At 63.4% G+C, this 12,846-nt stretch carries 15 protein-coding genes and 1 pseudogene; 10 read left to right on the top strand and 6 right to left on the bottom strand.

Annotated elements, in window-relative coordinates; all coding sequences use genetic code 11:
* Positions 1-313: 313 nt before the first annotated feature.
* Positions 314-520 (bottom strand): DUF1737 domain-containing protein, encoded by a 207-nt coding sequence (locus NKH30_RS28050; RefSeq protein WP_352470863.1) that lies wholly within the window; start codon positions 518-520, stop codon positions 314-316.
* A gap of 28 nt (positions 521-548) precedes the next feature.
* Entirely contained in the window at positions 549-1,430 is an 882-nt protein-coding gene (locus tag NKH30_RS28055; protein ID WP_352770350.1) for an HpcH/HpaI aldolase/citrate lyase family protein, read from the bottom strand.
* Positions 1,431-1,708: 278 nt separating this feature from the next.
* Between NKH30_RS28055 and NKH30_RS28060 the strand changes: the two genes are divergently transcribed.
* Genes NKH30_RS28060 through NKH30_RS28075 form a run of 4 tightly spaced genes read left to right on the top strand, consistent with a single transcriptional unit; the run spans position 1,709 to position 6,727 of the window.
* A complete protein-coding gene (locus NKH30_RS28060; protein ID WP_352770347.1) occupies positions 1,709-3,259 on the top strand; it encodes a DUF4153 domain-containing protein in 1,551 nt (516 codons plus the stop codon).
* Positions 3,260-3,263: 4 nt separating this feature from the next.
* Entirely contained in the window at positions 3,264-3,956 is a 693-nt protein-coding gene (locus NKH30_RS28065; RefSeq protein WP_352770344.1) for a response regulator transcription factor, read from the top strand.
* Positions 3,944-5,530, top strand: coding sequence for an ATP-binding protein (locus tag NKH30_RS28070; protein WP_352997581.1), 1,587 nt, complete (start codon positions 3,944-3,946; stop codon positions 5,528-5,530). The genes NKH30_RS28065 and NKH30_RS28070 overlap by 13 nt, the downstream gene beginning before the upstream one ends.
* A 30-nt stretch (positions 5,531-5,560) precedes the next feature.
* Positions 5,561-6,727 carry an NAD(P)/FAD-dependent oxidoreductase gene (locus tag NKH30_RS28075; RefSeq protein ID WP_352770338.1) on the top strand — a complete coding sequence of 389 codons (1,167 nt, stop codon included), beginning with the start codon at positions 5,561-5,563 and terminating at the stop codon, positions 6,725-6,727.
* A gap of 18 nt (positions 6,728-6,745) precedes the next feature.
* On the opposite strand, the gene NKH30_RS28080 is transcribed toward NKH30_RS28075, so the two are convergent.
* From NKH30_RS28080 to NKH30_RS28100, 4 genes and pseudogenes are all read right to left on the bottom strand, one after another.
* Positions 6,746-7,252, bottom strand: coding sequence for an SRPBCC family protein (locus NKH30_RS28080; RefSeq protein WP_352770335.1), 507 nt, complete (start codon positions 7,250-7,252; stop codon positions 6,746-6,748).
* A gap of 37 nt (positions 7,253-7,289) precedes the next feature.
* Positions 7,290-7,736, bottom strand: a pseudogene (locus NKH30_RS33265) (SRPBCC domain-containing protein).
* Positions 7,736-8,047, bottom strand: a complete 312-nt coding sequence (locus tag NKH30_RS28095) for an ArsR/SmtB family transcription factor (protein WP_352770332.1) — start codon at positions 8,045-8,047, stop codon at positions 7,736-7,738. Before NKH30_RS28095 ends, NKH30_RS33265 begins: the two are co-directional and overlap by 1 nt.
* Positions 8,048-8,139: 92 nt before the next feature.
* Complete coding sequence (locus tag NKH30_RS28100; protein WP_352997584.1) at positions 8,140-8,565, bottom strand: GNAT family N-acetyltransferase; 426 nt, start codon at positions 8,563-8,565, stop codon at positions 8,140-8,142.
* 167 nt (positions 8,566-8,732) lie between these two features.
* On the opposite strand from NKH30_RS28100, the gene leuD reads away from it, so the two are divergent.
* From leuD to NKH30_RS28130, 6 genes are all read left to right on the top strand, one after another.
* Positions 8,733-9,338, top strand: a complete 606-nt coding sequence (gene leuD / locus NKH30_RS28105) for a 3-isopropylmalate dehydratase small subunit (RefSeq protein WP_352541962.1) — start codon at positions 8,733-8,735, stop codon at positions 9,336-9,338.
* A gap of 61 nt (positions 9,339-9,399) precedes the next feature.
* Positions 9,400-10,329: an Ivy family c-type lysozyme inhibitor gene (locus NKH30_RS28110; RefSeq protein WP_352997585.1), complete on the top strand. Its 930-nt coding sequence runs from the start codon at positions 9,400-9,402 to the stop codon at positions 10,327-10,329.
* Between the two features lie 112 nt (positions 10,330-10,441).
* Positions 10,442-10,825: a RidA family protein gene (locus tag NKH30_RS28115; RefSeq protein WP_352997586.1), complete on the top strand. Its 384-nt coding sequence runs from the start codon at positions 10,442-10,444 to the stop codon at positions 10,823-10,825.
* A gap of 48 nt (positions 10,826-10,873) precedes the next feature.
* Complete coding sequence (locus tag NKH30_RS28120; protein ID WP_352470852.1) at positions 10,874-11,227, top strand: VOC family protein; 354 nt, start codon at positions 10,874-10,876, stop codon at positions 11,225-11,227.
* A 137-nt stretch (positions 11,228-11,364) separates the two neighbouring features.
* Positions 11,365-12,468: a 3-isopropylmalate dehydrogenase gene (gene leuB, locus NKH30_RS28125; RefSeq protein ID WP_352685364.1), complete on the top strand. Its 1,104-nt coding sequence runs from the start codon at positions 11,365-11,367 to the stop codon at positions 12,466-12,468.
* 7 nt (positions 12,469-12,475) lie between these two features.
* Positions 12,476-12,832 carry a hypothetical protein gene (locus tag NKH30_RS28130; RefSeq protein WP_352832318.1) on the top strand — a complete coding sequence of 119 codons (357 nt, stop codon included), beginning with the start codon at positions 12,476-12,478 and terminating at the stop codon, positions 12,830-12,832.
* Positions 12,833-12,846: the final 14 nt, after the last annotated feature.

Below are 12,846 nucleotides of genomic sequence, written 5' to 3' on the forward strand. Positions count from 1 at the left end.
CGGATAAGGTGTTCCACGGACGGCTCCCTTGTTTGAGATCTCAACGAACTCATTCTGGCACATCCGATGCCGTCGGGCGCCGTCCACCCCATCATGCCGTGATAGTGATGCAGTGCGCCGGCGGTGCAGAACCGAACGCTCATCATCCCGTTCTGGGTAACGGGGCTATCCCGATCGGTGGTAGATCACACTAATCCTGATCCGCCGTGCCCTTCGGCAGAGGTAACGGCATGGATCCTAGGGTACTCCGCGACGTCGCTTCGCGACTGCTACGCCCTAGGATGACGAAGGACGAGCGCTTCAGCGAACCTCCCTACCAATCGCTGAGCTTGGTGTCGGGGCCGTATTCCTGGCCCTCGATGTCCTTCACCACGGCCTGGCCGCAGCGCATGGTCTTGGCTTCCTGGTCATAGGCATAGGTCGGCGAGCCGAACAGGTGCCAGCCCTTGTTCAACGCCGCCGTCACCTTGTGGCAGAAGCTGGAATCGTCCGGACCGGACAGAAAACGGTAGAGTTTCATTCTTCAATCCTGTCGTCAGTTGCGTTAGTCATGCGCGAACAGCGGCGGCCTTCGCCAGCAGTTTTTCGGCCTGCGCCAGATGCAGCCGCTCGACCATCTTGCCGTTCAGCGCAACTACCGCCCTACCGGTATTTTGGGCGAGCGCGAAGGCATCCTTGACCGCGCGCGCTTCGGCTATTGCTTCGGGCGACGGTGCAAAGGCGCGGTTCGCGGCTTCGATCTGAGCCGGATGGATCAGCGACTTGCCGTCAAAACCCATGGCGGCCGCTTCCGTGCACTCGCGCGCAAACCCGTCCATATCGCGAAAATCATTGAAGACGCCATCGAGCAGGTCGAGGCCGCCGGCGCGCGCGGCGAGCACCATCTGCATCAGCCATGGAACGAGATAACGCCGGTCGGGCGTGGCGAGAATGCCGGTGTCCTTGACCAGGTCGTTCGTTCCGGCAACGAAACAAACCAGGCGAGAGCCCGGATCGCGGCCGAGCTCGGCAATCGGCCCGATGTTGAGCAGCGCCTTGGGCGTCTCGATCATCGCCCATAGCTTGACTTCGTCGGCGATAAAATTGTCGTCGAGCACGTCGCCGGCCTCGAGAATGTCGCGCGGCGTGTCGACCTTGGGCAGCAGGATGGCGTCGGGCGAGCATTTTGCCGCGGCCAGCAGGTCGGCGCCGCCCCACTCGCTCGACAGCGCATTGATGCGCACGACCATCTCGCAGCGCCGGTTGGAATGGCCGGCGAAAATCGCCACCAGCTTTTCGCGCGCGGAAGGCTTGTCGGCCGGGGCGACGGCGTCCTCGAGATCGATGACGACGGTATCGCAGGCCAGCGATTGGATCTTGGCCAGCGCCTTGTCGTTCGAAGCCGGGATGTAAAGCACCGAGCGGCGCGGGCGGTAGCTTTCGGTGGTCATCTCCGATCTATGCCGTCTGCAGCCGGCCGAGGCAAGCCGTGCATAAAAACTGCACGCAACTTCGGAAAATCTCCTCGTCTCCGCCCCGCTTGCCACCCGACCGGATGCGACAAGGGCGGCATGCAAGAGCAAACGAACTCTCGTTGGTCCCTGCCGTACCGGCTTCGCCGCGAAAGCTGGTGGCTCGTCGATCCGCCCCGGACTTCGGTAAACCTCCTCCCTTTCGTCCGGAAATCCCCGCCCACCGGCCGCATCAAAGCCGCCGAGAAAGCCCGATCATGATAGTATTCCTCCCGGCGGCGCCGAGCTATTGCAACCGCTTCGGCGTTGCCGTCCTGCTCGTCGCGCTGGCCGATTTTTTCTTCTATGGCCAACCGGCGGGCATCACGCTTTTCCTGTTCGGCGTTGCGATTGCCGCGGCGAGCATGGCTCTCCATCCTCTCGGCTCCTTCAACGATGGCAAATTCTGGTTCAAGCCGGTTGCGCTGCTCATGGCGCTGCTGCCGCTTGTGGAAAATGTCAGCGCACTGTCCGTCTCGATCGCGCTGGCGGGGCTGGCCATCTTCGCGCTTTCACTGGCCGGACGGTTGCGGCGCGGCCTTGCCCGTATTGCCGGCCAACTCTCGCTGTTCCTGGTTGCAACGCCATTTCGGCTCGTTCTTGATTTCTTCCGCTGGCGCACGGCGGCGCGGCGGCTTGGCCGGCGGCGCGTGCGCCTTGCGGCGATCGCCGTCTGGGTCATGCCGCTGGGCCTCGGCGCAGTGTTCCTCGCGCTGTTCGGCGCCGCCAATCCCGTCATCGAATACTGGTTTTCGCTGATTGATCTCTTCGCCCTGCTCAACCTCATGCAGTTGCCGCGTCTTGCCTTCTGGCTATTCGCGCTCGCCGGCGTATGGGCCTTTCTGCGGCCGCGCCTGCCGCGGCTTCTCCGGCATATTCCCCGGTTGGGAACGCCTGCCAGCACACCGACGAGGCCAGCCATAAGTCCCACGATCGAAGACATCGTCTTCGGCAAGGCCGCTATCCTCCGCGCGCTCGTCGTCTTCAACATCCTGTTCGCGGTGCAGAGCGCACTCGACGCCACCTATCTGTGGGGCGGCATCGCGCTTCCCGACGGGCTGACCTATGCCGCCTACGCGCATCGCGGCGCCTATCCGCTGATCGTCACGGCGCTGCTGGCCGCCGGCTTCGTGCTGGCGGCGCTGCGGCCGGGAAGCGCGACCTCCGGCGATCCGCTCATCCGCCGGCTGGTTTATGCCTGGGTGGCGCAGAACATCCTCCTGGTGATCTCGTCGATCCTGCGGCTCGATCTCTATATCGGTATCTATGCGCTGACCTATTGGCGTGTCGCTGCGTTCGTCTGGATGGGGCTGGTGGCGGCGGGCCTTGTCCTGATCATGGCCCGCATCGCGCGCGAAAAGTCCAACGAATGGCTGCTTGCCGCCAATCTTCTGACGCTATCGGCGACGCTCTATGCTTGCTCGTTCATCAACTTTGCCGCGCTGATCGCCAACTACAATGTCGACCATTGCTTCGAAATGACCGGCCAAGGCACCCAGCTCGACGTCTGGTACTTGCGCTCGCTCGGACCCGGCGCCTTGCCGGCGCTCGATCGCTTCGTCCAGCACCAGAGCAGGACGGTTTCCGCGGAGGATGCCTCCATCCGCGAACTCGCCGGCTGGTATGCACAGGACGAAGCACGCTTCCGCGCCGGCCAGGAGAACTGGCGGGGCTGGAGCTTTCGTGACTGGCGGCTCAACCGCGCCCTCGACAGGCGTGGCCCGTTCGTGGTTCCTCCGATGTCCGAACCCTTCATGCCGGGCCGCTGATTTGATGCCGCACCACATACTGGTCGCCGACGACGACCCGCACATTCGCGAAATCATCTGCTTCGCGCTGGAAAAGGCCGGCATGAAAACGCTGGCGGTGCCGGACGGCGCGGCTGCCTTGCAGGCGATAGAGCGCCATGCGCCCGATCTCGTCGTGCTCGACATCGGCATGCCGGAAATGGACGGGCTGGAAGTGTGCCGGCGGCTGCGCCACACATCCGACCTGCCGGTGCTGTTCCTGTCCGCGCGGGATGAAGAGATCGACCGCGTGCTCGGGCTGGAGATGGGCGGCGATGATTATGTCACCAAGCCGTTCAGCCCGCGCGAGCTGGTCGCCCGCGTCAACGTCATTCTGCGCCGCGCTCGGCCCACGCCGGAACCAGCCGACGACCGGCAATTCTCGCATGGCAGACTGTTGCTGGTTCCGGCAAGCCATACAGCCAGCTTCGACGGCAAGCCGCTGGCGCTGACGTCGATCGAATTCGCGATCCTAAAAGGCTTTTTGGCGCGGCCGGCGCATGTGCTTGGCCGCGACATGGTGATGGGCAACGCCTATGCGGCCAATATCCATGTCGCAGACCGCACCGTCGACAGCCACATCCGCAATATCCGCGCCAAGCTGGCGGCCGTCGGCTGCGTCGATGCGATCGAGACCGTGCACGGCGTCGGTTTTCGGCTGGGCGGATGCGGCGCGTGAGCGCCCAAGAACTGATTGGCAGCAAATGGCGGCCTCGCCTCGCCACGGTCGTCATCGCCATCCTGATCATGGTGATGGCGCTGCCGCTGGCCGGCCTGTTTTTCTTCCGGCTCTACGAGAACCAGCTGATCCGGCAAACCGAGGCCGAGCTGATCGCCCAAGGCGCCGCCCTTGGCGCGATCTATGCGCAAGAGGTTCGCGAGGCCGGCATTGCCCCGGAAAAGCTAGGCGCACCCGTGCCTTCACCCAACACCAGCGATCGGGCCTCTCCCTACCAGCCGATCGAACCGGGCCTCGATCTTGCGTCCGACGGGATCCTGCCGACCCGGCCCGCGGCCACCGCGGCCAGCGCCGATCCCGCGTTCGCTTCAATCGGCGCACGCCTGTCGGGCATTCTTGCCGAGACGCAGAAGACCACGCTCGCCGGCTTCCGGCTGCTCGATCCCAGAGGCGTGGTCATCGCCGGCCGTGAGGAGGCCGGCCTGTCGCTCGCGGCTGTCGAAGAGGTTCGCGCAGCGCTTGCCGGCCGCTACGCCAGCGCGCTCAGGCTGCGGGTTCCCGACCAGCCGTCGCCGCCGCTCTATTCGGTCAGCCGCGGCACCAAGGTTCGCGTCTTTGTCGCCATGCCGGTTGCGGTCTCCGGCAAGGTCGCCGGCGTCGTCTATCTGTCGCGGACGCCGAACAACATCGTCAAGCATCTCTATGGCGAGCGCGGCAAGGTGGCGCTGGCGGCAATCGCCATCCTCGGCGGCGCGCTGCTGATCGGGCTGGTCTTCCTGCGCGCCGTCAGCCGTCCGATCTATGCGCTGATGGAACGCACGAAACGCATCGCCGCCGGCGACCGCGCGGCGATCAGGCCGCTCGATCACCACGGCACGCGCGAAATGGGTGAACTCTCTGCTGCTTTCCTCGACATGGCCGAAAAGCTGCACGCACGCTCCGACGGCATCCAGACCTTTGCCACCCACGTCTCGCACGAGCTCAAATCGCCGCTGACGGCGATCCAGGGGGCCGCCGAACTGCTGCGCGATTCGGGCAGCGCGATGGACGAGGCCGAGCGGCGGCGTTTTTCGGACAATATCGTCACCGATGCCGGCCGGCTCAACCTTCTGGTGCGCCGCCTGCTCGACCTGGCGCGCGCCGAAAATCTCGAACCGAGCGGCGAAAACATGTCGCTCACTGCTGCACTGGCGCTGCTGCCGGCCGACGACAGGCTGGCGGTGCGCGTCGAGGCGGGCACCGAGATCGGGCTGCGCATATCGGCCGAAAACGCTGCGATCGTGCTGGCCAATCTCATCGACAATTCGGCGCGGCACGGCGCGACGCTGGTATCGGTCACAGCCGCAAAAGCGGACGGCAAGGCCACCATCGTGGTCGCTGACGACGGCGCCGGCATTTCGCCCAGCAACCGAGGCCGCATCTTCGAGCCGTTCTTCACCACGCGCCGCGATTCCGGCGGCACCGGCATGGGCCTCGGCATCGTGCTGGCCCTCCTGAAAGCGCATGATGGCACGATCCGGCTGGTTGACTCGGCGAGCGGCACGCGCTTCGAGATCATCCTGCCGGCGGCGTGACTCGGCGATTCAGACCGGAAGGGCGAAAAGGTGCATTACGACATCGTCATCATCGGCGGAGCCATCGTCGGCTCGTCGGTTGCCTATTACCTGCGCAAGGAAGGGTTTTCGGGCTCGATCGCGCTTGTCGAGCGCGACCCGCAATTTTCCCGCGCCGCGACCACGCTGTCCTGCGCCTCAATCCGCCAGCAGTTCTCGATCCCGGAAAACATCCGGCTGTCGCAATTCACGCTGAAACTGTTCCGGCGGCTCAGGGAAGAGTTTGGCGCGGACGCCGATATCGGCTTTCGCGAAGGCGGCTACCTCATCCTTGCCGGCGAGAACGGGCTGCCGATCCTGCGGGCCAACCACGAGGCGCAGATGGCCGAGGGCGCCGACATCGTGCTCGAGGATGCCGAGGCGCTCGTCCGCCGCTTTCCGTGGCTGTCGGTCGAGGGCATTTCCGCCGGCGCCTATGGCCGCAGCGGCGAAGGCTGGTTCGACGCGCATGCGATGCTGATGCTGTTCCGCAAGGCACTGCGAAGCAAGAACATTGATTTCATCACAGCGTCGGTGACCGGTATCGAGCGGCAGGGGAAGCGCGTCGCCGGTGTGACCCTCGACAATGGCGAGCGGCTCGAGGCCGGCACCGTCGTTAACGCCGCCGGGCCGAATGCCGGCAAGGTGGCAGCAATGGCCGGGCTGGCGCTGCCGGTGGAGCCGCGCAAGCGCAATGTCTTCGTCTTCGAGGCGCGCGAAAAATATGACGACATGCCGCTGCTGGTCGACCCGAGCGGCATCTATGTCCGGCCGGAGGGCTCGGTCTACATCACCGGCGGCGCCGAGCCGGAAGAGGGCGAAGGACCGGCCGACCCCGCCGACTTCGACCCCGACTGGCCGCTGTTCGAAGAGGTGATCTGGCCGGTGCTGGCGACCCGCATTCCGGCCTTCGAGGCGATCAAGCCGACGCGCGCCTGGGTCGGCCATTACGACTACAATACGCTCGACCAGAACGCGGTGATCGGCCCGCACCCGGAGGTCGGCAATTTCCTCTTCGCCAACGGGTTTTCCGGTCACGGCTTGCAGCAGGCTCCGGCGGTCGGCAAGGCGCTGGCCGAACTGATAGTACATGGCGGCTATCGCACGGTGGATTGCTCGGCGTTCGGGTACAGCCGGATCGCCGACGGGCGGCCGTTTCGGGAATTGAATGTAATTTAACGCTGGCGCGAAGGGATGCTACCGTTGCTTGGTGGATTGAGCCGCCGCCAAGCCGCCCGTACCAAGATACGCCTGAAGCCAGCCCAGCACCCGGGCCCAGCCTTCGGCATGCTTCGTTGCGGCAGCAGCGAGGCCGGCGAAGCCGCCATGGCAGATGGTGACGCGTGTGCCGCCGGCGATCGGCTCCAGCAGCCAGGCGACTTTGGTTTCGCGGCGGCCAAGCGTCGGATGGTCCCAGTCGTATCTCCGCGTCTGCACGATCCGGCGCGGCTCTTCGATCTCCAGGAATTCGCCGCTGGCGGGCAGGTGTCTGCCGGCCGCCGTCTCGACGGTGACGCTCCAGCGGCCGCCGACGCGGAGGTCGGCCGCCCATCCGGTCATCCGGTAGGTCCTGGCGGACCCCCACCAGCGCTCGACCTCGTGTGTAACGAGCGCGTCAAATATCCGCTCGGGCGGCGCGCGAACATCGGCGCTCGCCATGACGGTCTCGCCATTGGTCATGCTGTGCACCGCGGAACCGTGCATCACCTGTCCTCAAGAAGGTTTCGCTATCGAAACGACCTCAAGCTTTCGACGCCGGGCGCGACAGGCCTTTGCCGGTTTCGAGCAGGCTCTTCAGGCTGGACAGGATGAGCGGCCAGCCGTTCGCCACATGGCCAAGCAGCTTGTGCGGTCCATCGGCTTCGTGTGTGATGGCGAGCTTCATCATCTCGCCCTCCTGCTCGAGGGCGAAGGTGCAGCGTGTGTAGCCGTCCGCCTTGACCTCGGGCATGAACTCGTTGCGCTATTTGAGCACGATGCGCTTGGGTGGATCGATCTCGAGGACCTCGCCGCTGTCGGTGACGCGGCCGTCGGTGTAAACCATCTTCCACGCCGAACCTTGTTTCCAGTCGCTTAGCATCTGAGCGCCGAGGAAATATTGCCGCTGGAACTCCGGCTCGGTCAGTGCTTGCCAGAGTTTTTCGGGCGAGGTGCGGATGTAGGTGACATAAACGAAAATGTTGCTCATCAGTCTTCCCTTTCGAGACGTTTCTTCAAATCGCCGAGGGCGCCCAGTCGTCCCCGCTCGAATTTGCCGATCCAGCGTTCGGCGATCTCGTTGATGGGAACGGGATTCAGATAATGTTGCTTCTCGCGTCCCTTGCGGATGGTGGCGACGAGGTTTGCTTCTTCCAGGATCGCCAGATGCTTGGTCACCGCCTGGCGCGTCATGTCCATCTCACCGCACAGCGCGTTCAGCGTCTGTCCGTTCCTGGCATGAAGGCTGTCCAGCAATCGCCGGCGTGTCGGGTCGGCCAAGGCCCGAAAGACATCATCCATGCTCATGATCCTAATATGCAACTATTTGGTTGCATGTCAAGGGGCAGAACCCTAGCCAAGGATGCGCGGGTTGAGGTCGCTGGGAGTGGATTTCAGCGCTTGCGGCCGAACCAGAATGCGTTGGACATGCGCTCCATGCCGATACGCTCATAGAAGCCGACGACGTCGGGCATGGAGATCAGGCTGATGGCAACGGAAGGTCCGAGTTGCCGGCGTGCCTCATCCATCAGACCCTTGCCGATACCCAGCCCTTGCGCCGATGCAGAAACAGCGAGCTCGGAGATATAGCAGACCCAGGAAAAGTCGGTGATGCCGCGAGCGACACCAACCAGCGGCTTGCCCGGTGCATCGATGCGCGCGGTGAGCACCAGGTCGGCACTCGTGAGCATCGCCTTCAAACGGGCATGATCATCGACGGGCCGTGTCTCGCCGAGGCCGGATTCCACCAGAACGCGGCGGAACTCGGCGATGCCGAGGCCCGGTTCGCTGGCGTAAAGGATCGTGGATCGCGTTGTCATGTCGACAAAAGTGCACCATGGGCCGGTGGTTTTGAAGCTGTTTTGTACCGATTTTGTGTTTCGATCGACGACGGAAGTCCAAAAACAGCCGTCTTTTATTTGCCCGCGGCATTGTGTAAACCGAGCGCCAGCAATTCCCCGCAACGAGAAGAAGACGGGCAAGAACCATGGAAAAATTCACCAAGCTCACCGGTGTCGCCGCGCCGATGCCGATCGTCAATGTCGACACCGACATGATCATCCCCAAGGATTATCTCAAGACGATCAAGCGCACCGGGCTCGGCACCGGCCTGTTCGCCGAAATGCGTTACAAGGACGACGGCTCGGAAAACCCGGACTTCGTGCTCAACAAGCCGGCCTACCGCAAGGCGCAGATCCTGGTCGCCGGCGACAATTTCGGCTGCGGCTCGAGCCGGGAACATGCGCCGTGGGCGCTGCTCGATTTCGGCATCCGCTGCGTCATCTCGACCTCGTTCGCCGACATTTTCTACAACAACTGCTTCAAGAACGGCATCTTGCCGATCACCGTCAGCCCGGAAGACCTGGAGAAGCTGATGGACGATGCCTCGCGCGGTTCCAACGCGACGCTGTCGGTTGATCTCGAAGCCAAGGAAATCCGCGGGCCGGACGGCGGCGTGGTCAAGTTCGACCTCGACGAATTCAAGCGCCACTGCCTCTTGAACGGCCTCGACGATATCGGCCTGACCATGGAGAAGGCCGGCGCCATCGCTTCGTTCGAGAAGAAGAACGCTGCTGAGCGACCCTGGGCCTGAGCGGTAGGATGACCTGGCCGCGACAGGCCGGGTTCGTGGCGGCTGAACGGAGGGGACAGTCATGACACGTTCGCTTCTTGCCGGGGTCTGCGCGCTGGCGTGGATTCTGATGCCGGTGGCAGGCGGGCATGCGCAGACCGACATGGTGCTCGTGCCGGCTGACGATGCGTCCGGCGGGGCCGCCGACCAGGGCGCATTGAGCAATGCGGCCCTAGCCGACGATGGCAGCCAAGCACCGATCCCGTTCGAGGGCGGCCAGCTGACCATCACTCAGGAGGAAGAGTACGGGGAACGGGTGCTCGCCTTCGACGGCAAGGAACTGGCGCGCAATTACGACGTCTTCTTTGACAAGATCGTCGAGGTCGGCGGCGTCAACGTCGCGCTGGTCGATGTCGGCGATGGTGGCAATCAATGCGGCCCGGCCAAGGTGATCGTTTGGAAGCCGGAAGGCGGCACGATCCAGACGGTCACGGTCGAGCAGGATGAATGCGGCGCGCCGCCGGCCGCGATCTCCGACAGCGCCGTCTATTTCGTACCCTATCTGCTGCCGGGCGATTCCAAGCCGGCGCTGCAATGGTCGCCGACGGCCGGACTGACGACGTCCGGCAATCTGACCTACATGCCGGAGCCGGGCACCGACTGGAAGGACGTTGATCCGTCGAAATACGACAACATCATCGACGCCTTCCACAATGAAGCGGTCTACAAACTAGCCGAGACACTGCTTGGCAAGGACATGCCCGACATGGCGACCAGCCTGCTGGTCGGCGGCGGCACGGAAAAAACCGCGTCGGGCGCCTTTTTTGCCAGCGGCTGCGTGCCGCATGATTGCGGCGGCAATGACGGCTTCATGGCGGTCGACCCGGTCAACCAGAAGCTCTATTTCGCCCGCCGCGGCGACAAGCCCGAGCCGGACGCGTGGCCAGCGGTGAGTACATGGCCGGCCGACGTGAGGGAAGCGCTGGACAAGGCGCTGGGGTCGGCGAATTAGAAATCGTTCTGCCGCAATCCTTCGCGCGCCCCGGACATCTCCCCACTTGGGGGGAGATCAGCCGTCACCGCCGCTTTCGCCAAACCGCCTACGCTGCAAAAAAGGAGGACCTATGCGAAAACTGATCTCCACCGGTTCGCCCTTCGAGAAGACCGCCGGCTATTCGCGCGCCGTGGTGCAGGGCGACTGGTGTTTCGTGTCCGGAACGACCGGCTACGATTATGCGACCATGTCGATGCCGGAGACCGTAGAGGCACAAACGCGCAATTGCTTGGCGACGATCGCCAAGGCGCTCGGGGACGGCGGCTTCGAGACGGCCGATGTGGTGCGGGCACATTACTATATTACCGATGCGGCTTTCGTGGATGTGGTGTTCCCGATCCTCGGCGAGGTCTTTGGCGAGATCAGGCCGGCGGCAACGATGATCGTGTGTCAGCTCAACAAGCCGGAGATGAAGATCGAGATCGAGGTGACGGCGCTGCGGCGCACAGCCTGATGCCTGTCACGGTTGCGAAAACGACACGGTCAGCACGAGGATCGGCCCATGGCGAAGGTCAGGCGCATCGTTGCAAACATAGACACGCAGGATATCGCGGCGGCAAAGCCCTTCTATCAGGATGTGCTCGGCCTCGATCTCAAGATGGATATGGGCTGGATCGCTACCTACGGCTCGCAAGAGACGATGTCCGTGCAGGTCAGTTTCATGGCCGAAGGGGGATCAGGAACGCCGGTGCCGGACATCTCTATCGAAGTCGACGACGTCGATGCCGCGCTTGAAAGCATGAGGACGGCCGGCTTTGCCATCGAATACGGTCCGGCGGACGAACCCTGGGGCGTGCGGCGCTTCTTCGTACGCGACCCGTTCGGCAGGCTGGTCAATATCCTTTCGCATCTCTAGGCATTTTGTCTTGAGCATCGGAGTTTCCCAAAACCGGTTTCCACTTTTGGGTCCGATGCTCTGAACCGCAGGCTTGCGCGCCGGCCGCTTGGCGTTTAGCAAGGCCGCGGCTCACGACACAATCAGGACGGTTCCCCATGGCTTCGAAAAATCTTCTCCTGCTTGCCGGCGACGGCATCGGCCCCGAGGCGATGGCCGAGGTGAAGAAGCTGATTTCCGCCATGAACGACAAGCTCGGCAGCGATTTCGTCACCGATGAGGGCCTTGTCGGCGGCTGCGCCTACGACGCGCATGGCGCGGCGATTTCCGATGCCGACATGGCCAAGGCAATGGCGTCGGACGCGGTGCTGTTCGGCGCCGTCGGCGGGCCGAAATGGGATGCGGTGCCTTACGAGGTGCGCCCGGAGGCGGGTCTGCTGCGGCTGCGCAAGGACATGGAGTTGTTTGCCAATCTCAGGCCGGCAATCTGCTATCCGGCACTGGCGGCGTCCTCCTCGCTGAAGCAGGACGTGGTCGAGGGGCTCGATATCCTGATCGTGCGCGAGCTCACCGGCGGCGTGTATTTCGGCGAGCCTAAGCAGATCATCGACCTCGGCAACGGCCAGAAGCGCGGCATCGACACCCAAATATACGATACGTTCGAGATCGAGCGCATTTCGGGCGTTGCCTTCGAGTTGGCACGCACGCGCAAGAACCACGTCACCTCGATGGAAAAGCGCAATGTGATGAAGTCGGGTGTGCTGTGGAACGAGGTCGTCACCCAGACGCACAAGGCCAGGTATGCCGACGTCAAGCTCGATCACATGTTGGCCGATGCTGGCGGCATGCAGCTGGTGCGCTGGCCGAAGCAGTTCGACGTCATCGTCACCGATAATTTGTTCGGCGACATGCTGTCCGACATCGCCGCCATGCTGACCGGCTCGATCGGCATGCTGCCGTCGGCCTCGCTCGGCGCGCCGGATGCGAAGACAAAAAAGCGCAAGGCGCTCTACGAGCCGGTGCACGGCTCGGCGCCCGACATCGCTGGCAAGGGCATCGCTAATCCGATCGCCATGATCGCCTCCTTCGCCATGTGCATGCGCTATTCCTTCGGCATGGTTGAAGAGGCCGACCGGCTGGAAGGCGCGATCGCCGCCGTGCTCGATCAGGGCTTGCGCACCAGGGATATTCATTCACCGGGGATGACCGAGGTCGGCACGACCGAGATGGGCGACGCGATCATCGCCAAATTTTTGGGGTGACAGGTGTATGGGTGAGGTGCAGCGCGCCATTGAAAGGGATCTTCTCGGCGAGCACCAACGCCAGGCTGAGTTTCGCGGCGATCAACACCTCGCGCCATTGCTGCAGTTCATCTGCGACCGATATCAGGTCGAAAAGAGCGATTTCTACCTGCTAGAAGCCATTCCCGATCAATACGAGTTGTGTCTCTTGATCTGGCTTTGGCCGGATAGGGTGGTCGACTGCGAAATCGCCTATGAAGGGTCCACATTCGAGGTTGTCGGGACGGAAACGATCCAGACCCACAAGAAGACCCTTCGTGGTCATTCCGCGAAGGACTTCAAGATCATCGAACGCATCGCCTTGAGCGAACACAAGCAGCTTTAGCAGAACCAACTCAG

Origin of the sequence: Mesorhizobium sp. M1273, assembly GCF_040318195.1 — a bacterium.
GTDB lineage: Bacteria > Pseudomonadota > Alphaproteobacteria > Rhizobiales > Rhizobiaceae > Mesorhizobium.

Excerpts from the sequence above, each read along its gene's own strand:
- leuB (WP_352685364.1), top strand. The coding sequence starts at position 11,365 with ATGGCTTCGAAAAATCTTCTCCTGCTTGCCGGCGACGGCATCGGCCCC.
- NKH30_RS28065 (WP_352770344.1), top strand. The coding sequence starts at position 3,264 with ATGCCGCACCACATACTGGTCGCCGACGACGACCCGCACATTCGCGAA.
- leuD (WP_352541962.1), top strand. The coding sequence starts at position 8,733 with ATGGAAAAATTCACCAAGCTCACCGGTGTCGCCGCGCCGATGCCGATC.
- NKH30_RS28100 (WP_352997584.1), bottom strand. The coding sequence starts at position 8,565 with ATGACAACGCGATCCACGATCCTTTACGCCAGCGAACCGGGCCTCGGC.
- NKH30_RS28110 (WP_352997585.1), top strand. The coding sequence starts at position 9,400 with ATGACACGTTCGCTTCTTGCCGGGGTCTGCGCGCTGGCGTGGATTCTG.
- NKH30_RS28070 (WP_352997581.1), top strand. The coding sequence starts at position 3,944 with ATGCGGCGCGTGAGCGCCCAAGAACTGATTGGCAGCAAATGGCGGCCT.
- NKH30_RS28115 (WP_352997586.1), top strand. The coding sequence starts at position 10,442 with ATGCGAAAACTGATCTCCACCGGTTCGCCCTTCGAGAAGACCGCCGGC.
- NKH30_RS28130 (WP_352832318.1), top strand. The coding sequence starts at position 12,476 with ATGGGTGAGGTGCAGCGCGCCATTGAAAGGGATCTTCTCGGCGAGCAC.
- NKH30_RS28080 (WP_352770335.1), bottom strand. The coding sequence starts at position 7,252 with ATGCACGGTTCCGCGGTGCACAGCATGACCAATGGCGAGACCGTCATG.
- NKH30_RS28120 (WP_352470852.1), top strand. The coding sequence starts at position 10,874 with ATGGCGAAGGTCAGGCGCATCGTTGCAAACATAGACACGCAGGATATC.
- NKH30_RS28095 (WP_352770332.1), bottom strand. The coding sequence starts at position 8,047 with ATGGATGATGTCTTTCGGGCCTTGGCCGACCCGACACGCCGGCGATTG.
- NKH30_RS28055 (WP_352770350.1), bottom strand. The coding sequence starts at position 1,430 with ATGACCACCGAAAGCTACCGCCCGCGCCGCTCGGTGCTTTACATCCCG.
- NKH30_RS28050 (WP_352470863.1), bottom strand. The coding sequence starts at position 520 with ATGAAACTCTACCGTTTTCTGTCCGGTCCGGACGATTCCAGCTTCTGC.
- NKH30_RS28060 (WP_352770347.1), top strand. The coding sequence starts at position 1,709 with ATGATAGTATTCCTCCCGGCGGCGCCGAGCTATTGCAACCGCTTCGGC.